A 22,203-nucleotide genomic window follows, 5' to 3' on the forward strand; every position below is an offset into this window, starting at 1 on the left:
GTGGAGAGTCGATCTGTAAGCCGGGTTCTGTCTTGAACAGTCATTCGTCTACGATGGCCATCACTGGACATCTTTAGCAACCTACCCGGTCCCAGCGCGGGCCACGCCTTGGGACCCTATTTGGTCTTGCTCCAAGTGGGGTTTACCTAGCCACGAACTGTTGCCAGTCGTGCGGTGCGCTCTTACCGCACCTTTTCACCCTTACCGGCACCGAAGTGCTTAGGCGGTTATTTTCTGTGGCACTTTCCGTAGGCTCACGCCTCCCAGGCATTACCTGGCACTTCGCCCTATGGAGCCCGGACTTTCCTCCCCCCCCTAATTTTCATAGAAGGCAGCGACTGTCCAATCGACTCTCCGCCGCGCAGGTTAACGGCACGGCAGGCTGAGGACAAGTATTAAAAGTGCAGCAATGCATCACCATCGGACGGAATACCGGTTTAACCCCGGAACTATTCGGTTTTCTGTTTATCCAGCGCAACTTGATACAACACGTTCTTACGCACGCCAGTAATTTCGGCTGCCAGCGCTGCTGCGCGCTTGAGCGGCATTTCCTTGAGCAGCAAATCCAGAACGCGCACGGCCTCGCTGCCCACTGCGTCCTCCTCTTGCGGTGCCGTCCACCCAGCGACCAGCACCACGCACTCGCCACGCTGTTGATTGCTATCGCCTTCGACGAAGGCGCGCAGTTCTTCCAGCGGGAGCCCCTTGAGGGTTTCGAAGGTTTTGGTCAGCTCACGCGCCAGCAGCGCCAGGCGCTCGCCGCCGAACACCAACTCCATGTCCTGCAGGCATTCAAGGATACGGTGCGGGGCTTCATAAAAGATCAACGTGCGCGGCTCTTCCTTTAAAGCCTGAAGACGCGCGCGACGCCCAACCGTCTTGGCCGGCAGGAAACCCTCGAATATAAAGCGGTCCGACGGCAGCCCGGCAGCTGATAATGCTGCAATCAGCGCGCACGCTCCCGGAACAGGCACTACATTGATACCAGCGGCACGCGCCTGACGGACCAGATGGTAGCCAGGATCGGAAATCAGCGGCGTACCGGCATCGGAGATCAGCGCCACATCATCACCGGCCAGCAGGCGCGTGATAAAACGGCTGCCTTCTTCGCGCTCGTTATGCTCGTGGCACGCAGCTAATGGCGTGCTGATACCAAAATGCTGCATCAAACGCTGGGAGTGCCGCGTGTCTTCCGCCGCGATCAGTTTTACCTCGCGCAACACTTTCAGTGCACGGGCACTGATGTCGTCCAGGTTGCCAATGGGCGTCGCCACGACAAAAAGCGAGCCTGCAGTGGAATTCAAAGGACCTGGAGCAGTCAAAACGCACACCTCGATGGTTGAGAAAAGTCGCATTGTAGCGCGTAGGCGCTTCGATAATATGCCCTCAAGGTCGGCCGTCGATGCCTGCTCGCAACATTGGCACGACCTAAATCGACGGTTTCACGCCAGTAACATCGCGCCTGGGCCAGTGCTTGGGTACAATTCCACGCTTATTTGATCGGTATCAGGAACACTTACATGATCGCTTGCCTGCGGCTGCTCTCCGCCCTCTGCCTCGCTGCCTTTCTGGCCGCTTGCGCCAGCTCGCCCTCGTCCAGCCTTGGCGACCTCCCCCGGACCCCGGATGCCAGTATCGAGCAACTGCTCGAACAGGCGGCCTCCGCCAACACGCCAGAAAAGGCCGCGATGCTGCGCCTGAGTGCAGCGGACCTGGCCTATCACCAGAACAACCCAGCCCGTTCGTCGCAGATTCTTGCGCAAGTACCCCTGGATGTCCTGAAGCCAGCCGCACAAGTATTTGCCAGCACGCTGGCTGCCGAACTGGCCATGGCACGCAACCAGCCAAAGGCTGCGTTGACTGCCCTGAACCACCCCAGCCTGCAAAACCTGAAGGAGCTGCCGACAGACCAGCAGATCCGTACCGGTACCGTGCATGCCCGCGCTTATGAGGCTGACGGTCAAACCCTCGCAGCCGCTCGCGAGCGTGTCGCCATGGCCCCGTTGCTGACAGGCGACGCAGCCAACAGCAATCACGAAGCCATCTGGGCGCTGATTGCCGCGCTGCCGGCAGAACAGCTGCAAGCCAGCGGTAACCCGACACTCGACGGCTGGATCAGCCTGGCCAAGGCGGTCAAAGGTGCTGGCACCCTGGAGCAACAACAGGCCGCCATCGATACCTGGCGCGCACAAAACCCAGGTCACCCGGCGGCAGTCAATCTGCCAACCCCACTGAACAAACTCAAGGAACTGGCCAGCCAGCCGCTGAACAAGATCGCCCTGCTGTTGCCGCAGGAAGGCCCGCTGGCCTCGGTCGGCAAGGCGCTGCGCGAAGGGTTCATGGCTGCTCACTACCAGGCTGAACACGCCGGGCAGAAACCACCGGTGATCGAGTTCTATGACAGCTCGCGCCTGACCTCCATCGATGACTTCTACGCCAAGGCCCAGGCCGCCGGTGTGCAGCTGGTGGTCGGCCCGTTGGAAAAACCCTTGGTCAAACAACTCGCCGCTCGCCCGCAATTGCCCATTACCACACTGGCGCTGAACTACAGCGAAACCGATCAAAGCCCGCCGCAACTGTTCCAATTTGGCCTGGCTGCTGAAGACGAAGCCCGTGAAGTCTCACGCCGCGCGCGCGCCGACGGCCTGCACCGCGCCGCCGCCATGGTGCCGCGTGGAGAATGGGGCGAGCGCGTCTATAAAGCCTTCCGCCAGGATTGGGAAGCCAATGGCGGCACCGTCGTCGGCGTCGAGTACGTTGACCAGCCGATTGCCCTCGCCCAGCAGATTGCCGACCTGTTCCAATTGCGTAAAAGCGAAGGCCGCGCCAAAAGCCTGCAAAACACGGTAGGCACCGACGTAGCGGCCCAACCGTCGCGTCGCCAGGACATCGAGTTCATCTTCCTGGCTGTGACGCCTCAATTGGCCCAGCAGATCAAGCCGACCCTGAACTTCCAGTACGCTGGCGACGTGCCGGTGTATGCAACGTCCCACGTGTTCAGCGCCAGCGGTGACAGGAACCAGTACCTGGACATGACCAACGTGATGTTCTGTGAGACCCCTTGGCTGCTCAACACCACCGACCCGCTGCGCAACCAGGTTGCCGCGCAATGGCCACAAGCCAATGGCAGCCTCGGCCGCCTGTATGCGATGGGCGCCGATGCCTACCGCCTGGCGCCACGCCTGGGTCAGCTCAAGGCGCTGCCAGATACGCGCGTTGACGGCCTCTCAGGTAACCTGGGCATTAGTGGCAACCAACGCGTTGACCGCCAGATGCCATGGGCCAAGTTCGTTGGCGGCGAAATCCAGCGCCTGCCGGACACCCCGCGCTGATGCCCGAGCGGTCCAGCGCACAAAGCGGCAAGGATGCTGAACTTCAAGCGCTCAAGTACCTGCAACAACAAGGTCTGCGCCTTCTGGCGCAGAACTGGTTGTGTAAACGCGGTGAGCTTGATCTGGTCATGCTTGACGGCGATACAGTAGTATTCGTCGAAGTCCGCTACAGAAAACACGCACAATGGGGTGGTGCGCTCGCCAGTATCGACGGGCGCAAGCGTCAGAAGCTGATACTCGCCGCGCAGTATTTCCTGCAAAAGGAGCATCGCTGGGCCGACTCCCCCTGCCGTTTCGACGTGGTTGCCATAGAAAGCACACCGGCAGGCACTGCTGATTTGAACTGGCTTAAAGACGCCTTCGACAGCTGATTCACCGGACATCTTCACCCCACACTTTTGCTCTTTGCTTTGCGGGCTGCACATTCCTGTGCCAAACAGCCGCGCTACTTAAGGTCACACAGATGGACATGCAATCCCGAATTCGCCAGCTTTTCCAGGCCAGTATCGACACCAAGCAACAGGCGATGGACGTACTTGCACCGCACATCGAGCAAGCCAGTCAGGTCATGGTCAATGCCTTGCTCAACGAGGGCAAAATGCTTTCGTGCGGTAACGGCGGTTCGGCCGGTGATGCCCAGCACTTCTCCTCCGAGCTGCTCAACCGCTTCGAGCGTGAGCGCCCGAGCCTGCCAGCCATTGCCTTGACCACCGACACGTCGACGATCACCTCGATCGCCAACGATTACAGCTACAACGAAATCTTCTCCAAACAGATCCGCGCCCTGGGCCAACCGGGTGACGTGTTGCTGGCGATTTCCACCAGCGGCAACTCAGCCAATATTATTCAAGCGATCCAGGCCGCACATGATCGCGAAATGATTGTCGTAGCATTGACCGGACGTGATGGCGGCGGCATGGCCTCGCTGCTGTTGCCAGAGGACGTGGAGATCCGCGTTCCGGCCAATGTCACTGCACGCATTCAAGAAGTCCACCTGCTGGCGATCCACTGCCTGTGCGATCTGATCGACAGCCAACTGTTCGGGAGTGAAGAATGACCGTTAACCGCCTCAGCCTTTTGGCCATTACGCTGTGCCTCGCCATCAGCGGCTGCAGCACGGCAATCACTGCGACACGTGACACACCCATTCAGGATGACCGGGGCACACGTACGTTTGGCAGCAAGATTGATGACTCGTTGATCGAAACCAAGGTCGAAGTCAACGTTGCCAAGGCCGCGACAGACTTGGGCAACGGCGCATCGCGTATCGTCGTGACCAGCTTCAACGGTGTGGTCCTGCTTGCTGGCCAAACGCCGCGTGCCGACCTCAAGGCCCAGGCTGAACAAGCCGCCTCGAGCGTGCAACGCGTGAAGAAAGTCCACAACGAACTGCAAGTCATGGACCCGATCACCCTGCTGGCCATCAGTAACGACGCATTGCTGACGACCAAGATCAAAGCACAGATGCTCACCGACAACGCAATACCAGGTTCGCGAATCAAGATCGTCACCGATAACGGCATCGTCTACATGATGGGCCTGCTGACCCAGGCGGAAGCCACGCGCGCGGCCAATCTTGTACAAGGTGTGTCCGGCGTGCAGAAAATCGTCAAGGTGTTCGAATACATCGACTGATGTAAACGACAGCCACAAAAAAGGGCGCCGTGCATTGACTGCACGGCGCCCTTTTTAATGGCCTGCGTTTATTGGTACTGCTGGTACGGGTTGCCTTGGAACTGGTTGTTCTGCTGCGGCGCCTGTTGCTGCTGCTGTCCAGGCTGGCCGTATTGCTGGCCAGGGATCGGGCCGAGGTTGACCTCGACGCGACGGTTCTGGGCGCGGCCATTCACGTCGGCGTTGCTGGCAATCGGGTTATCCGGGCCGGCACCGCGTGCGCTCAGGTTGGTCGGGCTGACGCCTTGGGAAGTCAGGTAGTTGGCCACGCTCTGCGCACGACGCTGGGACAGGTCCATGTTCAGCTGGCGGCTGCCGGTGCTGTCGGTGTAACCGACGATCTGGATAGTGTTCTGGTTGAACTGCTTGAGCGAGCCCGCCAGGTTGTTCAGCGGCGTGTAGAAGCTGCTGGAGATCGCATCCGAGTTGGTAGCAAACGTGATGTTACCCGGCATGATCAGCTTGATCTGGTCGCCCTGGCGCTGCACTTCAACCCCGGTGTTGGCCATGCTTTCACGCAGCTTTTTTTCCTGCTGGTCGGCGTAGTAGCCGTAACCGGCAGCGCCGAGGCCGGCGATGGCGCCCCCGATCAGTGCGCCCTTTCCACGGTTGTTATGGTCGATGGCTGCACCGGCCAATGCCCCGGCGAGGGCACCCAGGCCGCCGTACTTGGCGGTTTTGCTGATGCCGCCTTGCGAACCGTTATTCGCCTGCCCCTGGCTGCCATCATAAGGATTAGGTGAGGCGCAACCAGACAGCAGGGCTACGGCGGTAGCAACAACAAGAAGACGACGCGGAGTAAACATGAAGGGAGCTCCTACTTTTGCATTCTGTGGTGCAAAGGACATTCGCAATGGACCTGTGCCGAGTTTTGAACGCGACAAACGGTAAAAATTCCGTACCCGGCCAGCCCGCGCTCTACAGCGTCTGAGCACACTAAAACCCTAGCAGAGACTTCATCAACGGAAATTGTCATTTTCTCTATAAGAATCGTAGGACGGTTGCCACTTGGGATCTAAGCCCTGACAAATGGGTTCTCACGCATTTCATCCCCCAGCCGCGTATCCGGCCCATGCCCAGTAACCACCGTCGCGCCCTCATCCAGAGTGTATAGGCGCTGCTTGATCGAACGCACGATGGTCGCCTGATCCCCACCCCACAAATCCGTACGCCCCACGCCCCGCTTGAACAACGTATCTCCGGCGATCAGCAACTTTGCATCGGCAAACCAGAAACTCATTGAGCCTGGGGTATGCCCCGGTGTGTGCAAGGCCACACCACAACCACACGCCAACTCCTCGTCATGCTCAAGCCAGCGATCCGGCGACGGCACCGGCGTATACGGCACACGAAACATCTGGCACTGCATTTCCAGGTTGTCCCAAAGAAATTGATCCTCCTTATGCAAATGCAAGGTAGCACCCGTTTTCTCTTTCAACTGCCCGGACGCCAGAAAGTGATCAAGGTGCGCATGGGTATGGATGATACTCACCACCTTCAAGCCTAACGCATCGAGCCGCGCCAGGATCAGCTCATGATTACCACCTGGGTCAACCACAATGGCTTTTTTGGTAATCGGGTCACCAATGATCGTGCAGTTGCACTGCAACGGCCCGACGGGGAAGGTTTCGCGGATCAGCGCGGCTTTTTCGATATTCATGGGCGTTCCTGCAAGCTCTATGGCACATTCCAACCGCAGTATGGTTGACCTTGCCCCCGATCCGGAAGGGATCAAACCTGCGGCACCTCAACTGCTAAGCTGTTCAAGCGCCATTGAATCACTAGCACTGTCCAAGACCGCAGCGCATCGCGTTTGGAGCAAGACATATGGCGAATCAACGGGTGATCTGCGAACACTGCGACTGCGTGTATGAAAAAGTCACGCTCGCCAAACATCAAAAAGCCCTTTGCACGCGCTGCGAAGGCGTATTGCAGCGCTACAACGGTCTGTCAGTGCAACAACGCCTGGCCCTGAGCGTCACCGCTGCCGTCCTGTGGACGTTTGCCAACTTCTACCCAGTCATGAGCATCAGCCTGCAAGGCTTGAAAAACAGCGCGACCCTTTGGGATTCAGTGGTCGCGTTGAGCCAGGGGCCGATCACTTTTATTGCGTTGGTGGCAGCGATTTCCATCATCATCGCGCCGGTGTTCCAACTGCTGTTGCTGATCTGGGTCTTGAGTTTCGCCCTGTCCGGCAGGCGCGCACCGGCGTTCAAGCTGTGCATGCGCTGGCTGGAAGCGCTCAGACCGTGGAGCATGCTCGAAGTCTGCCTGCTCGGTGCGATGGTGGCGGTGTTTAAGCTGGCTGGCATGCTCGATGTGATACCCGGCACCGGGCTGTTTGCGTTGGCGGCCCTCAGCTTATTGCTGATCCGTATCGCCGGGCGCGATGTGCGCGACCTTTGGGACACCTTATGAACGCACCGCCGACCGCCCGCGAGCTCAACCTGTGCCTGTGCCACACCTGCGGCCAGCCCTGCGACATGAGCACTGCGCCCACCGAATGCGACCGTTGCGGCGCAGCCCTGCACCGGCGCAAGGTGCACTCGCTGACGCGCACCTGGGCCTACCTGCTAACGGCCCTGGCGTTTTATGTGCCGGCGAACTTATTGCCGGTGATGAATACAACGATGCTCGGCTCGGGCGCAGACAGCACTATCATGAGCGGCGTGCTGGAGTTCTGGCAGCATGGCGCCTGGGACATTGCCCTGATCATATTTATCGCCAGCATTGCGGTGCCGGGCATCAAGTTCGTGTCGCTGACGCTGCTGCTGGTCACCGTGCAGCGCAACAGCCTGTGGGCGCGCAAGGAGCGCTCGAAGCTGTTCCGGTTTGTCGAGCTCATCGGCTACTGGTCGATGCTCGATGTGATCGTGGTTGCGCTGGTTGCCGCGCTGGTTCAGTTCCAGGCCCTGGGCACTATTGAGCCACGTCTGGGTATTCTGTTTTTTGGCTTGGTGGTCGTGTTTACGATGCTGGCAGCCATGAGTTTCGACCCCCGGCTGATCTGGGAAAACCCACACAACGAGGAGCGCCTGGATGACACCACACAACGCTGACACTCATACACGCACTCCTGCAGGCACACCTGCGATCAAGACGCGGCGCTTTAGCGTTTCGCTGGTGTGGATCGTGCCGATTGTTGCGGTGCTGGTGGGCATCTCGCTGGTGGTTCACAACGTCCTGCAACAAGGCCCGACCATCACGCTCAACTTCAAGACCGGCAGCGGCCTGGTCGCTAACAAAACCGAGGTCAAGTACCGCAACGTGGTGATCGGCCAGGTGTCCGACGTTGCCTTGAGCGATGACCAGAAAAGCGTCAACGCCACCATCAAGCTGACCAAACAGGCGGAAAGCTTCACCCGCCAAGACTCGACGTTCTGGGTGGTGCGCCCGCGCATCGGCGCCGGTGGCGTGTCCGGCATCGATACCTTGCTGTCCGGCGACTACATCGGTGCCGACATCGGCCAGTCCGATATCCGCGCCAAACAGTTCAAGGGCCTGGAAAACCCGCCACCCATCACGTACGGCGAGCCAGGCAAACGCTTCACCCTGCACACCCAAAGCCTGGGGTCGCTGGATATCGGCTCGCCGGTGTATTACCGCAAAATCCCCGTGGGCCAGGTTGTGGCCTATGAGCTGGATGCCGATGGCAAAGGTGTGAATATCGAGGTCTTCGTGCATGCGCCCAATGATGTTTATGTCACCGAAAACACACGATTCTGGAATGCCAGCGGTATTGATTTGAGCGTCGGCGCCAATGGTTTCGCACTGAAAACCGAGTCCTTGTCGTCGATGCTGGCCGGCGGCATTGCGTTCCAGGCGCCGCCCTACAGCCCGAACGACAAACCGGCCGCCGAAGATCACACGTATGAGCTCTTCGACGACCAGCAAAGCGCCCTCGCCCCGCCCAATGGCCAGGGGCAATACATAGCGCTGCGTTTTGATCAGGCATTGCGCGGGCTCAAAGTCGGCGCGCCGGTGGAGTTCCTCGGCGTCGAATTCGGCAAAGTGGTGTCAATCAACCTGGATTTTGATGCGAAGAAGCGCAGCTTTCCGATCAACGTCGGCATCGTGATTTATCCACAGCTGCTTGGGGAGGCCAATACCAAGCTGCTCAAGGCCACCAACCATGACCCCGCCGATGAAGCGGGCGGCGTACGCTTGATTGGCACATTTATCGAGAACGGCCTGCGCGCTCAGGCTCGCAGCGCCAGCCTGCTGACCGGCCAGTTGTACATCGCCCTGGATTTCTTCCCGAAAGCCGAGAAAGTCGCGTTTGACCCGAAGTTGCGTCCTGTCAACATTCCGACGATCCCCGGCAACCTCGAACAACTGCAGGAAAAACTCGAAGGCATCGTCAACAAGATCAACCAACTGCCTATCGAGCGCATGGCCGCCAACCTCGACGGCAGCCTGGTCGAACTGCGCAAGGGGCTCGCCCAGCTCAACGCCAAAACCTTGCCCGGCGTGCAGAACACATTGGGCGATATGAGCAAGACCCTGCAATCAGCCAACTCAACCCTGGCCGAAGACTCGCCGCAACGCGAACAACTGACCCAGACCCTGGATGAACTGGGCCGTATGTCACGCTCCTTGCGCGAGCTGTCGGATTACCTCGGCCGGCACCCGGAATCACTGATTCGCGGCCGCCCTGACAACGCCGCACCAACTGACCTGCAAGGGCCACCCCGCAAATGAGCATTGGAGCAGCCATGACGTTTCCGTTGAAGATCACCTCGATCACCGCGTTGGTGTTACTCGCGGCGTGTCGCAGCGAGCCGATTGCGTTCCATACGCTAACCCCAGCGCACTGGAACAACAGTGCAGGCGCCGATGCTAGCGGTATCCGCATTGAAAGCATCAGCGTGCCGCCGCAGGTCGACCGGGCACAGATTGTGATTCGCCAGGGCGACAGCGGCGTGGCCATTCTGGAAACCCAGTGGTGGGCATCCAGCCTGGCGGATGAGCTCAAAAGTGCGCTGGTGGATCAACTGGCCAACAGCAGCGCCCGACAAGCCATGTCATTACGCGTTGAAGTGCAGCGCTTCGACTCGGTGCCCGGGCAGTACGCATTGTTCGACGTGAGGTGGCGGCTGAGGCCGAGCGGCGGCGGTGATCGCCCAGCCCTGACCTGCCGCACCACCTTGCAGTCACCCGCAGGCCCGACGATCGACGATGTGGTGGTTGCGCACCAGAACAACGTCAAACGCTTCGCTGCGCTGATCAGCCAAACGGTCGACAAGTCCCTGCAAGCGTGCCCTACGGCGCCATAAACCTTAAGTAATACGCGGTAAACATGTGAGAGCTGGCTTGCCTGCGATACGCATGGGTATCTACGCAAATTTTTGTGTTGCGCTGAGCTTTTGACGGGGTTTTTAGGTAGATATGAGTACATATCCGTTGCTGCGGTAACGGCTGCTTAGGGTTCCGCCCTTACGGCGGGTCACTTTTGGAAAAGAGCCCGGAATGCCGGCCCAGCCAAAAGTAACCCGCCGTAAGGGCGGAACCAATATCAGCCGTTACCGCAGCAACGGATATGTACCCCGCGCCCCCGCGACAACCAAAGAATTCAACCCATAAAAAGATGTGTAGATACCTATGCTGCGATACGGACGACTGGAGACATCAGGCACACAGCGTTGATGCCATCGCAGGCAAGCCAGCGCCCACAGGAAAGCAGATCGGCTATCAGACCAGCAAGCCCATCGACTTGGCCCGCGCCACCGCCTGGGTGCGCCGTTCCACACCCAGCTTGCTGTTGATATGACTGGCGTGGGTTTTCACCGTGTGCAGGGAGATGAACAACTGGTTGCTGATCTCCTGGTTCGAGCAACCTTGGGCGATCAGTTGCAGCACCGCCAGCTCGCGGGTGCTAAGGGTTTCGTGAGTAGGCGACGTCTCGACGGCGGCAACCACCGGCAGCAGTGCCAACAGGCTTTGATTCAACAAGCCATGCGGGTCTTTGCCGAGTTGTTCGCGCATCCAGTCAGGGTAGCGTTCCAGCAGGCGCTGGAACGGTTGCAGTGCGCCGCCAGCGCCCGCCTCAAGGGCCAAGGCCATGATCGGCCGCGCCTTGGCTTCCTGGCCACACTCCAGCAGTAAATGCGCCTGTTGGGTGAGGGCCATCAGGGCAATCATCTGGCGTCCGCTGTTATACGCCTGTTGCGCCAGCTCTTCGAGGCGCTGAAGCGCGGCGTCGGGCTGATGGCGGATGGCATCGAGTGCAGCCTGTTGCAGCCCGATATGTTGCGGCAGGTGTGGGTGAAATTCCGGCGCGGCAGCGGCGTGTTCGCCGTTGTAGGTCTGCCCCAGACGCGTCAGCCAGGCATCGGCGAGGTCGGTACGGCCTTGAGCCAACCACAATTCGCATTTGATCAGGGTGATCATCGCCAGGTAGTAGATCGGCGGTACGTCCCAGATGTGCATCAAGCGCTCGGCCTCGGCAAGTTCGGCAAAGGCCGTGGCAAAATCACCGCGTCGCCCTTCGAAGTTGGCAATCACGCAATGCCCGATTAGCACACTGATATCCCGACAGGCACGCGCTTCGCTCAAACCGGCACGCAAACGCGCGAGGCCAGCTTCGGGCTGATAACGCACCAGCAGCAAGTAGCCTTCGTAGAGCGACAACCGCGCGCGCACCGCATACAGCCGCTGCGGCGCCAGGCCATGCAAGCGTTGCAGGCCTTGGCGCACTTCGTCCAGCGAACGCAGGATTTCGCCACGCGCCTGCAAGACACGCGCACGGTCGTAGTGGGCCAGGGCTTCAAACAACGGGTTACCAACGCGTTGCGCCAGTTCCAGCGATTCGCGATTCAGGCCACGGGCGCGCCACAGGTCAGCATCGACGATGGCCAGGTTAGACAGGGTCGACAGGCACATCAGGCGCTGGCCGTAGCGTTTGTGCGGCAGGCTTTCCAAGGCTTCGCTGCAATAGCGCTGGGTCAACTCGCGGTCGCCTCGCCCACGGGCGATGATCCCGCTCAACGCCAGCCACTGGGCCAACATCGATTTTTGCGCGGTGACCGACGGTGCTGGCAGGAAGCGACTGAGGTAGCCGGACAATTCTTCGGCGGCATCCAACTGGCAAGCCAGCCCCAAGGCCCAGCTGTACAGCACGATCAAACGCGGGGTGCTGATCAGTAGGCTGTCGGGCAAGTCCATCTTCCAGCGCAGCAGCATGCCGACATTCTGTTCGGCCAGCAGCTGCTCCTCCGACAGGTTCTGCACCAAGTTGGCAGCCACATCGAGGTGACCGGCGCGCAACGCCTGCTCCACGGCCTCGTCGATCAAGCCCTGGGCGTTGAACCAACGGCAGGCCCGCAGGTGCAGGCTGGCAATCGGCAAAGTGGCGTTGCTCGCGCGACGGGTGCGCAGCAAATCGGAAAACAGGTGGTGATAACGGTACCAGTGGCCTTGTTCGTCCAGCGGCACCAGAAATACTTGATGGGCCTGCAGATACCGGAGGATCTCGGCGCTGTCGTGAGCCTCGCGCACGGCGTCGCACAATTCGCTGCAAAAACGATCCTGAGGCGCGGTATCATAAAGGAACGCCTGGACTTCAACCGGCAGGCAGTCGATGACTTCTTCGAGCAGGTAATCACGAATCAGCCCTTCGCCCCCGTGCAGGCTTTGCGGCAGCGGGTTTTCATTGCCGGCTTCGGAGACAGCCAACAGCCAGAAGCGCAGGCCGGCGACCCAACCCTCACTGCGCCGAATCAAGTTGTCCAACGCCTCACCGCGCAACGAGCTGCTATGTCGATCCAACACAGCCAACGATTCGTCGTGGGTCAGACGCAGGTCTTGTTCGTGCAACTCCAGCAAATGCCGCGACAGCCGCAGCCGCGCCAGATGCCAGTCCGGACGCTGGCGGCTGGTGACCATGACCACCAGCCCATCGGGTAAATGATTGAGGAAAAACTGCAGGCAGCGATCCAGCACCGGGCCCTGGGCCAGGTGGTAGTCATCAAGCACCAACAATAACGGCGCGCGCGCGGACAGGTGCAGCGTCAACTCATCGAGCAGGCCGTCGAGCCATTCTTCAAAGGCAAAGGGTTGGTGACGCTGACGCATTTTCAGCAAGCCCAGTGATTGGGCGCCGAGTTGCGGGAAGTAGTGTTGCAAGCCGTCGAGCAGGCGCTCGAGGAAACGGCCGGGGTCGCCATCGCGTGGGCTCAAGCCCAGCCACAGGCTATGCCAATGCGCCGGTAAACCTTGGCAGAACTCCACCGCCAACGAACTCTTGCCGAACCCGGCCGGGGCACTGACCAATAACAATCGCCCTGCAAGGCCCGCACTCAGCCGTTCGCACAGGCGCGGGCGCAGCACATAGCCATCAGGCAACGGCGGCCTGTAGAAACGCGCTTCCAAGGTTGGAATTACCGCGCTTGCAGGCCCTTTGATTCGGGACAGATCAGTCATCGCCGGGCTCTTGTAGAAGGCTGTTGTCGGCATTGCAGATGTCCGCAGACTAGCGGTAAAAGCGGCAGCTTTGTAGATCTTTGCAACATTTGCCTGAAAAAGAACTGCGACAAAAAATATCCCCACCAGAGCCCCACAAACAAAAGTGGGAGGGGGCTTGCTCCCGATAGCGGAGTGTCAGTCGCTCAATACATCGACTGACCCACTGCTATCGGGCGCAAGCCCCCTCCCACATTGTCGAGCGAGTGCGCCTTAGCGAACACCATCCTGGCGCAAGGCCGCTGGGGTGAAGTCGCTGGTGCTGGCAGTGAAGCCGAAGTCATACGCCTGTTTCTCTTCGTTCTTCATGCCAAGGGCCAGGTAGCGGCCGGACTGCAGGTCGTAGAGGGTTTCGATGGCGTACCACGGCACTTGCTTGTCGTAGTAGTTCTCGGCATGCGCTTCGGCGACGCGCCACAGTTGGCCACGGCCGTCGTAGTGGTCGATCACCGCCGCTTGCCAGGTGTCTTCGTCTATGAAGAAGTCACGTTTGGCGTAGATGTGGCGCTGCCCTTCCTTCAGGGTGGCGACCACGTGCCAGACGCGGCGCAGCTCGTAGCGAGCCAGGTCCTGGTTGATGTGGCCGGCCTTGATAATGTCGGCATACTTGAGCTTCGGATCGTCGATTTTGTAGCTGTTGGAGGCGATGTACATTTCTTTCTTGCCTTCCAGCTTCCAGTCGTAGCGGTCCGGTGCACCGTTGTACATGTCGAGGTTGTCGGACGTGCGCAGGCCGTCGGCCGCCGTGCCCGGCCCGTCATAGGACACTTGCGGCGCCCTACGCACACGGCGTTGGCCAGCGTTGTAGACCCACGCCGAACGCGGCTCCTTCACCTGGTCCAGCGTTTCGTGCACCAGCAGCACACCACCGGCCAGACGTGCCGGCGCAGTCACTTGCTGCTTGAAGTAGAACAATACGTTGCCCGGATTTTTCGGGTCGTAGTCCTTCATCTTGTCGCGGAACACGAACTGGTCGCGGAAGTACACCAGGCTGAACGAGCCGTTGGTTTGCGGGGTGGCCTGGGTGACCAGGCGAGTTACGCTGCCACCGCGATAGCGGGTGATGTGGTTCCAGATAACTTCCACACCGCTTTTCGGGATGGGGAATGGAATCGCGGTTTCGAAGTTTTCCAGGCCGTTGCCGCCGGACACCAGATTGGTGTTGGTGGCGTTCTTCTTGATTGCGGCGAACACATCAGCTGGCACGGTGGCGCCGCGATGAGTCGGGTAAACCGGCATCTTGAAAGTGTCCGGGTAACGCTTGAACATCGCGTACTGCCCCGGCGCCAGTTTGTCTTTGTACTGCTCAACGTTCTGCGCGGTGATGGTGAACTGCGGTTGTTCGCTGGCATACGGGTTGGCCAGGAAACCGCGTGCGTCCACGGCGCCAGCATTGGTGGGCAGTGGCGACCATTTCGGGATGGTGCCGGCGGCGTTACCGGCCATTTCAGCACCCATCGGGGTCAGGGTCGTGCCCAGCTTGGCGGCTTCATCTGCCGAGACGGCCGCCATGACGCTACCCGCCATGATCGACAGCCCTAGCACACCCACGTGCAACAGACTTTTAGTTATTTTCATGTTCTGGTTCTTCCTGAAAACGGACTACGTAAAGAGAGTGTGCTTAGAAGTTCATGCCGGCGCTCAAGGCGATAAAGTCACGATCGTCCACGGTGCTGAACTTGCCACCAAAGAAGTTGGTGTAGTTCAAGCCAACGGTATAAGTGTTTTGATACTCGGCATCGACACCCAGGCTGACAGCCTTGCGACCTTCTTCGAAGTTGCCGCCAGGGCCCGGCGAGTAACCTTTTACGTCGTGGGACCAGGCCACGCTAGGCTTGAGGTTCACACCGGCAAACGTGTCCGGGTATTCCCAGATCGCCCGCCCACGGTAGCCCCAGGAGGTGGCAGTGGTGAAACCATCGTTGTCGCAGTACTTGGAGACATTGCTGGCATCTGCACCAGGGCCGGCGCCACCGATAGTGGACGGGTTGAGGATCTGCGCGCAGGTGTTACGCCCACCAGTAGACGGCAAAGCGCCAGGACCGAAGACCGGATCGCGGCCATAACGAACCTTGTTCTTGCTTTCAAGCCCACCCACATGCGTCACACCCACTTCACCCACTAGGGTCAAGCGGCTGGCGCCCATCACCTGATCGAAGAAGTGCGTCAGTGTGGTCTGGAACTGCGTGATTTCCTTACGACGGTAACCATTCAGGTCCTGACCCTTGGCGCCGCTGAGTAGGGAGGCGTTGGAGAAGGCGCCCCCCAGGTCTTTCACGCCCGCATAAAGGATGTCGGTTGTATTGAGCTGTACCGGTGCGTTAGGGCGATAGCTCAGCTCACCGCTCCAGGCCGTCCCCGTCGGCAATGTGGTCGAGAAGCTCAAGCCGTATAGACGGATATCTTCGGGGTACTCGATAAAGTACTTGGAGTTACCGGCGATAAACACCGGAGCCAACGTGCCGAAGGCCGGTGCAATTGCATAAGCGGAGGCAGGCGCCGCCGTTGCGCTGAAGATCGGCGCGCGGCTGTGGTAGTTCATGAAGTAGGCACCGAACTCGGTGTCCAGCGGCTCGAAGTTGTAGTGCATGGCCACACCAAACTGGCCGCTGTCACGCGCATCCCGATCACCGCCACGACGGACCAGGGTGCCCTCTTCGTTAGTGTCCACGCCCCGCGCCGCGAATTGAGCGAGCGCCCCGCGGCCCGGCGCCGTGGCGGCGATGGTCGAGCGTTTGGCAAGCAAGCGCAGGTTGTCGCTGCAACCGTCGGAGACCACATCAGGCTGGGAGAAGAAGGTGCCGCAGTTATCGGTAACGGTCTGGTCCCACTCCAACTGGTAGAACGCTTCCGCCGACAGGTTATCGGTCAGCGTCTGCGACACGTAGAACATGTTGACCGGAATCAGGCCTTCCTTGATTTCAGCCCCCGGGCGACGGAATGCGGACACGTCGATCGGGTTAATGGAGTTGATACCGCCACCAATGAAGGTACTTTCACCCCAACTCACCACCTGCTTACCAAAGCGCACGTTGCCCGGCTGATCGGCGATGCTGTAGTTGTGGTAGATGAAGGCATCGAGGATTTGCCCGCCAGAGGACTTGGCGCCCTCTTTACGGTTGTTGTTACTGACGTTCTTGAAGTCCAGGTCTTCGTTTTGCAGGGCGAAGTCGTACCAGTACTTGCCACGCACAAAGATGCCGGTGTCGCCGTATTTCAATTCGAGGTCGTGAATACCCTTGAAGATCTTCGAAAAGGCGTCGCCCTTGTCAAAGTTCAAGTGGCCGTCATCGGAGGTTTGCGACAACCCCTTGCCACCGTTGTTGACGCCGATCAGGTCCTTATTTCGACCCGCAGTCGACCAGCTCGCCCCCACCGACAGGGATGAGTCAAAGCTACCTTCGATTTCACCGATGTTGAAACTGACGCCGAATGCGGGCCCGGCGAGCGTAGAAGCGAGGCTGACGGCCAGGGGCAGTCTTGCCCGGCGCCAGAACTGGTTTACTGAGGTCATCGACGCTACTCCATGTGCATTATTGTTATGGCAGTGAGTTTGTCTTCTGGATGCATGTATCGGCCGGAACACAACGATTCCAATGCCGAACGGCAGCCGAGCCTCCATGGCTCGAAGCACAACATCCTTGAAAAACTCTGAAGGGGACTATAGCCAGCGGGGGGTATCGCTTGATCCCTCTAAAGTGTGATTTGCATCACCGACCCGTCTGCCACAACCCTTTCGCCACGCCGACGAAGGCCGGCGAGGCAAGGATGGCTGAAAATTGGCAAATCACAAGTCAAGGCGCGAGATAGAGCGTTGCCGCGCCCGAACGGGCGCGGCGCGGGGGTTCAGAGCGTGGACAGGAAGGTGCTGTTGTTGGCCTGCCATTCAATGATGTCGATGCGGATACGTTTTTTGTCGAGTTTTCCTACGCTGGTCTTGGGAATATCAGTAACAACGGCGATCTGACTTGGAATCGCCCACTTGCTCAAATGGCCCAGCTCGACGAAAGGCTTAAGGTGTTCCTTGAGCTCGCGGGCACCTATCACATGGCCATCACGCACCACCAGCAACGCAAACGGGCGCTCGCCCCACTGCGGGTCGGCGATACCCACCACCGCTACTTCGCGTACCGCCGGATGACGACTGACCAGGTCTTCGAGGGCCAGGGAAGAGATCCACTCGCCGCCGGTCTTGATCACGTCCTTGATGCGGTCACGGATATCAATCACGCCAAATGCATCGAGGGTGGCCACGTCGCCGGTGTGCATCCAGCCGCCATCCCATAGCTCGGCGCCCTTTTGCGGCTCGTTGTAATAGCCCTCGGTCAACCACGGCGCACGCAGCACCAGCTCGCCTTGGGACTCTCCGTCAGCGGGCAGGAAGTTGCCCTCGCTGTCGACAATCGCCGCTTCCACCAACGGCCCAGGCACGCCGGCCTTGATGCGATAAGTGGTGCGTTCGTCCTCGGTGCCGGCCATCAGTTCTTCGTTGAGGTGGGCGCAGGACACCAGCGGTCCAGTCTCGGACATGCCGTACGCGGCGGTCAGTTGAATGCCACGCGCCTTGGACGCTTCATACAGCGTGCGATTCAGCGCGCTGCCGCCGATGACGATTTTCCAGCCGCCGAAGTCCACGTCTTGGGCGGCCTTGGCATTGAGCACCATTTGCAGGATGGTCGGCACGCAATGGGAGAAGGTGACCTTTTCCTTGCGCCACAACTCCACCAGGTATTCCGGGTCGTAGCGGCCGGGGTAGACCTGCTTCAAGCCGAGCATGGTCGCCACATACGGCAGGCCCCAGGCGTGCACGTGGAACATCGGCGTGATCGGCATGTACACGTCGTTGGTGCCCAACAGACGCACACTGTCGACACTGCCCATGATGGTCGCCACACCCATGGTGTGCAGCACCAGTTGGCGGTGGGTGAAGTACACGCCCTTGGGGTTGCCGGTAGTGCCGGTGGTGTAAAAAGTGGTGGCGACGGAATGTTCGTCGAAGTCCTCGAAGTCGTACTTGGGGCTGGCGGCCGCCAGCAGGGTTTCGTATTCGCCGACCAAGTTGGGCAGCTCGGCGGTCTTGGCGTCGCCATCGGTGAGCAGCAAGGTCTTGTCGACGGTGGTGAGTTGCCCGGCGATGGCCTGGTAGAGCCCCACGAACTCACTGTTGACCAGTACAAAGCGGTCCTCGGCGTGGTTCATGGTGTAGAGAATCTGTTCCGGCGACAGGCGCACGTTGATGGTGTGGATCACCGCGCCGATCATCGGGATGGCGAACATGCATTCCAGGTAACGGTGGCTGTCCCAGTCCATCACGGCGACGGTGTCACCGGCTTTGACCCCGGCCTCGGTCAGCACATTGGCCAAGCGCGCAACGCGCTCGATCAGGGTCGGGTAGGTGTAACGCAGTTTGTCGCGGTAGATGATTTCCCTGGTCTTCTCGTAGCGCGCCCCGGACATCAGTAGGCGTTTGATCAACAGCGGGTATTGGTAAGCGCCTTCGGCGGGCGGGATAACACGGGTCTGCAACATACTAATCCCTTATCTGACTGCACGGTCTTGGCTTGAAGAGCTGCACTGTAGAGCGCTTATGTTTCAGCTAAATCAGCCAAAGGAATGATTTGTAGACCCCAATGAATGCTAGCTTTGCGCCATTACTTGAGCCTAGCCGAGATCCAATGTGGGAGCGGGCTTGCTCGCGAAGGCGGTGTATCAGCCTAGGTATTCGGTGACTGACACGCCGTATTCGCGAGCAAGCCCGCTCCCACATTTTGAGCCGTGGTCACTCAAGAAATTCGTTTACTTCATGCTGGTGAAGGCCAACTTCACGCCAATCGCAATCAACACCGCACCCATCGTCCGATCAAACCAATGGCCCATCCGCGCAAAACCAGCACGCACCCGTTGCTGGCTGAACAACATCGCGACCATGCAGAACCACAACGCCGTCGCCACCGCCAGGTACACACCGTAACCCGCCTGGATCGCCAACGGCGTGTGCGGGTTGATCACTACGGTAAACAGCGAGAGGAAGAACAGCGTGGCCTTGGGGTTCAGGCCATTGGTCACAAACCCTGCTGTGAAGGCGCCACGCGGCGTGCGTTCACCGGCTTCGCGGTGCAACTCGCCTTCAACCGGCGGTTTGGCCGGCTGCGCGCGCAGGGCCTTGAAACCGATGTACAACAGGTACGCCGCCGCCGCCCATTTCAGCGCGTTGAACAGCACGATGGACTGCGACACGATCAGGCCAATCCCGAGCAGCGAATAACCCACGTGCAGGAAAATCGCCGAACCCACACCCAAAGCGGTCCACGTCCCGGCGCGACGGCCATGGGTCACACTCTCGCGCACCACCACGGCGAAATCCGGGCCGGGGCTGGCCACCGCTAACAAGTGAATCAAGGCTACGGTCAAAAACTCGGCGGCGTACATGTTCACTCCATTAAGTAACTGATTATTTCATCTGATAGGCTCGGCAGATTACGCCTTCGAACCCTGTCGCAAAAGGTACAGTTGATGACGAACAATCGCCGCGCCGTCTTCCTTGATCACCCATCTCTGGACCTGGGGGACCTCGACCTCAGCGAATTGCGCAACAGCTTCAGCGACCTGCAGCTGTACACGCACACCACGCCGCAGAACGTGATCGAGCGCTTGCAAGGCGCCCAGGTGGCTATCAGCAACAAGATCGCCCTCAACACCGAGACCCTGGAGGCCTGCCCCGAACTCAAGCTGATCCTGGTGTCGGCCACCGGCACCAACAACGTAGACCTCGCCGCCGCGCGCGCCCATGGCATTACCGTAAGCAACTGCCAGGGCTACGGCACGCCGTCGGTGGCGCAGCACACAATCATGCTGCTGCTCAACTTGGCAACACGCTTGAACGACTATCAACGGGATGTTGCCGCTGGCAAATGGCAAGACGCCAAGCAGTTCTGCCTGCTGGACTACCCGATTGTCGAGCTGCAAGGCAAAACCCTTGGCCTGCTCGGCCACGGCGAACTGGGCAGCGCCGTGGCGCGCCTGGCCGAGGCCTTTGGCATGCGCGTGCTGCTCGGTGCAATCCCCGGGCGCCCTGCCCGCGCCGACCGCGTCCCGCTGGATGAACTGCTGGCGCAGGTCGATGCGCTGACCCTGCACTGCCCGCTCAATGAACACACCCGCGACTTTATCGGCGCCCGCGAACTGGCGTTGCTCAAACGCGGCGCGTTTATCGTCAACACCGCTCGCGGCGGTTTGGTCAACGAACAGGCGCTGGCGGACGCCCTGCGCAGCGGCCATCTGGGCGGCGCAGCCACTGATGTGCTGAGCGTGGAACCGCCAGTGAATGGTAACCCACTGCTGGCCGGCGATATTCCTCGCTTGATTGTCACGCCGCACAACGCCTGGGGCAGTCGCGAAGCGCGGCAGCGCATCGTCGGCCAATTGGCAGAAAACGCTCGCACCTTTTTCAGCGGCGCCCCGCTGCGCGTCGTCAGTTGATAAACTGCGCCCCTTTTCAAGGAGCAGACCATGGATCCGCGCAGTGAAGTACTGCTTCGTCAGGCCGAACTTTTTCAAGGCAACCTGCTGCTGGTTGGGTTACCCGCCGACGACTTACTCGGCCGCCTGCCCAATGCCCACGGCTGGAGCTGGCATGCCGGCGACCAGGCGGCGCTCGATGCGCGCTTCCCAGAGCGCAGCCAGTTCGGCGTGGACGTGCCCGAGCGTGGGTTTGATGCGGCGGTGATTTTCCTGCCCAAGTCCAAGGACCTCACCGACTACCTGCTCAATGCCGTGGCCGCGCGTCTGCCCGGCGCCGAGCTGTATCTGGTCGGCGAGAAAAAAGGCGGTATCGAAAGCGCCGCCAAACAGATGATCCCGTTCGGTAAACCACGCAAGCTCGATAACGCGCGGCATTGCCAGCTGTGGCAAGTCACCGTGACCAACGCCCCGCAAGCGGTCGAGCTGGAAAGCCTGGCGCAGGTTTTTGACGTGCCGCTGGCCGAAGGCCCGCTCAAGGTCGTGAGCCTGCCGGGCGTGTTCAGCCACGGCCGCTTGGATCGCGGCACTGAATTGCTGCTTGCGCACCTGGACAAGTTGCCCAGCGGGCATCTGCTCGACTTTGGTTGCGGCGCCGGCGTACTGGGAGCAGCAGTCAAACGTCGCTACCCGCATAACACAGTGACCCTGCTGGACGTGGATGCCTTTGCCGCCGCCAGCAGTCGCCTCACATTGGCGGCCAACGGCCTGGAAGCTGAGGTATTGACCGGTGACGGCATCGACGCCGCGCCGATGGGTTTGAACGCAATTTTGAGCAACCCACCGTTCCATGTCGGCGTGCATACGGACTATTTCGCTACGGAAAACTTGCTGCGAAAAGCGGCAAAACACCTGGCAAAAGGCGGAGAACTGCGCCTGGTTGCCAACAGCTTCCTCAAGTACCAGCCGCTCATCGAAGAACACTTGGGCGTGTGTGCAATCAAAGCCGAAGGCAATGGTTTTCGCATTTATCGTGCCAAACGCGGCTGATGCTTTTTTGAAAAAGAAGGCTTGCCGAATGGATTTTGCCTAGGCAGAATCCGCTCCGTCCTAGGGGAGTAGTCTCCCACGAGCGCCATGCTCGTCCGGCATACGTCAACATACTTGGTCAACAGACCATGGCGTATGCGACCCAGGAGTCCGCACAGACGGACCGGGGTTTGACAAGACCTATGACACGCACACCTTACCCGGGGCGGGAAGGCTGTACGTGTCATAG

The 22,203-nt window shown here is 59.8% G+C and carries 18 protein-coding genes, 1 other RNA gene and 1 riboswitch; of the genes, 10 read left to right on the plus strand and 9 right to left on the minus strand.

The annotated features are described in order from the left end of the window. Together rnpB and rsmI are read right to left on the minus strand one after the other, a co-directional pair. An RNA gene (rnpB, locus tag FW764_RS14690) (RNase P RNA component class A) lies at positions 1-354 on the minus strand. A 95-nt stretch (positions 355-449) separates the two neighbouring features. Further along, entirely contained in the window at positions 450-1,355 is a 906-nt protein-coding gene (gene rsmI / locus FW764_RS14695; protein ID WP_446434540.1) for a 16S rRNA (cytidine(1402)-2'-O)-methyltransferase, read from the minus strand. 165 nt (positions 1,356-1,520) lie between these two features. On the opposite strand from rsmI, the gene FW764_RS14700 reads away from it, so the two are divergent. The 4 genes from FW764_RS14700 to FW764_RS14715 all read left to right on the plus strand — a co-directional run bounded on the left by FW764_RS14700 (position 1,521) and on the right by FW764_RS14715 (position 4,967). Further along, on the plus strand, positions 1,521-3,332 hold the full coding sequence (locus tag FW764_RS14700; protein WP_446434541.1) for a penicillin-binding protein activator: 1,812 nt from the start codon (positions 1,521-1,523) through the stop codon (positions 3,330-3,332). Continuing rightward, complete coding sequence (locus FW764_RS14705; protein ID WP_446434542.1) at positions 3,332-3,703, plus strand: YraN family protein; 372 nt, start codon at positions 3,332-3,334, stop codon at positions 3,701-3,703. The genes FW764_RS14700 and FW764_RS14705 overlap by 1 nt, the downstream gene beginning before the upstream one ends. Before the next feature lie 92 nt (positions 3,704-3,795). Then, complete coding sequence (locus FW764_RS14710; protein WP_003216190.1) at positions 3,796-4,389, plus strand: phosphoheptose isomerase; 594 nt, start codon at positions 3,796-3,798, stop codon at positions 4,387-4,389. After that, complete coding sequence (locus tag FW764_RS14715) at positions 4,386-4,967, plus strand: BON domain-containing protein (protein WP_083360086.1); 582 nt, start codon at positions 4,386-4,388, stop codon at positions 4,965-4,967. The genes FW764_RS14710 and FW764_RS14715 overlap by 4 nt, the downstream gene beginning before the upstream one ends. A gap of 68 nt (positions 4,968-5,035) precedes the next feature. Here the strand turns inward: FW764_RS14715 and FW764_RS14720 are convergent, their stop codons facing one another. Continuing rightward, positions 5,036-5,812, minus strand: coding sequence for an OmpA family protein (locus tag FW764_RS14720; protein ID WP_446434543.1), 777 nt, complete (start codon positions 5,810-5,812; stop codon positions 5,036-5,038). A 209-nt stretch (positions 5,813-6,021) separates the two neighbouring features. Next, positions 6,022-6,666 (minus strand): MBL fold metallo-hydrolase, encoded by a 645-nt coding sequence (locus FW764_RS14725; RefSeq protein ID WP_083360088.1) that lies wholly within the window; start codon positions 6,664-6,666, stop codon positions 6,022-6,024. 167 nt (positions 6,667-6,833) lie between these two features. On the opposite strand from FW764_RS14725, the gene FW764_RS14730 reads away from it, so the two are divergent. From FW764_RS14730 to FW764_RS14745, 4 genes are read left to right on the plus strand one after another with little or no spacing between them, the layout of a single operon-like run. Beyond that, positions 6,834-7,424 (plus strand): paraquat-inducible protein A, encoded by a 591-nt coding sequence (locus FW764_RS14730; RefSeq protein WP_446434544.1) that lies wholly within the window; start codon positions 6,834-6,836, stop codon positions 7,422-7,424. Next, entirely contained in the window at positions 7,421-8,065 is a 645-nt protein-coding gene (locus FW764_RS14735) for a paraquat-inducible protein A (protein WP_446434545.1), read from the plus strand. The genes FW764_RS14730 and FW764_RS14735 overlap by 4 nt, the downstream gene beginning before the upstream one ends. After that, a complete protein-coding gene (locus FW764_RS14740) occupies positions 8,046-9,707 on the plus strand; it encodes a PqiB family protein (protein WP_446434546.1) in 1,662 nt (553 codons plus the stop codon). Before FW764_RS14735 ends, FW764_RS14740 begins: the two co-directional genes overlap by 20 nt. Positions 9,708-9,721: 14 nt before the next feature. Next, positions 9,722-10,282: a PqiC family protein gene (locus tag FW764_RS14745; protein WP_446434547.1), complete on the plus strand. Its 561-nt coding sequence runs from the start codon at positions 9,722-9,724 to the stop codon at positions 10,280-10,282. A 415-nt stretch (positions 10,283-10,697) separates the two neighbouring features. On the opposite strand, the gene FW764_RS14750 is transcribed toward FW764_RS14745, so the two are convergent. From FW764_RS14750 to FW764_RS14770, 5 genes are all read right to left on the minus strand, one after another. Next, the gene (locus tag FW764_RS14750; protein WP_446434548.1) at positions 10,698-13,427 is read right to left on the minus strand and encodes a LuxR C-terminal-related transcriptional regulator; all 2,730 of its coding nucleotides are present in this window, start codon (positions 13,425-13,427) and stop codon (positions 10,698-10,700) included. A gap of 252 nt (positions 13,428-13,679) precedes the next feature. Beyond that, a complete protein-coding gene (locus FW764_RS14755; protein WP_446434549.1) occupies positions 13,680-15,044 on the minus strand; it encodes a DUF1329 domain-containing protein in 1,365 nt (454 codons plus the stop codon). 43 nt (positions 15,045-15,087) lie between these two features. Continuing rightward, positions 15,088-16,980: a DUF1302 domain-containing protein gene (locus tag FW764_RS14760; RefSeq protein ID WP_446434550.1), complete on the minus strand. Its 1,893-nt coding sequence runs from the start codon at positions 16,978-16,980 to the stop codon at positions 15,088-15,090. A gap of 332 nt (positions 16,981-17,312) precedes the next feature. Continuing rightward, a complete protein-coding gene (locus FW764_RS14765; protein WP_446434551.1) occupies positions 17,313-18,995 on the minus strand; it encodes a fatty acid--CoA ligase in 1,683 nt (560 codons plus the stop codon). A gap of 267 nt (positions 18,996-19,262) precedes the next feature. Beyond that, entirely contained in the window at positions 19,263-19,895 is a 633-nt protein-coding gene (locus FW764_RS14770; RefSeq protein ID WP_446434552.1) for a LysE family translocator, read from the minus strand. 84 nt (positions 19,896-19,979) lie between these two features. On the opposite strand from FW764_RS14770, the gene FW764_RS14775 reads away from it, so the two are divergent. Together FW764_RS14775 and FW764_RS14780 are read left to right on the plus strand one after the other, a co-directional pair. Further along, the gene (locus tag FW764_RS14775; protein WP_446434553.1) at positions 19,980-20,945 is read left to right on the plus strand and encodes a 2-hydroxyacid dehydrogenase; all 966 of its coding nucleotides are present in this window, start codon (positions 19,980-19,982) and stop codon (positions 20,943-20,945) included. A 30-nt stretch (positions 20,946-20,975) separates the two neighbouring features. After that, a complete protein-coding gene (locus tag FW764_RS14780; protein ID WP_446434554.1) occupies positions 20,976-21,974 on the plus strand; it encodes a methyltransferase in 999 nt (332 codons plus the stop codon). 50 nt (positions 21,975-22,024) lie between these two features. Continuing rightward, positions 22,025-22,146, plus strand: a riboswitch (yybP-ykoY riboswitch). Positions 22,147-22,203: the final 57 nt, after the last annotated feature.

It is taken from the genome of Pseudomonas sp. 1152_12 (assembly GCF_052850675.1).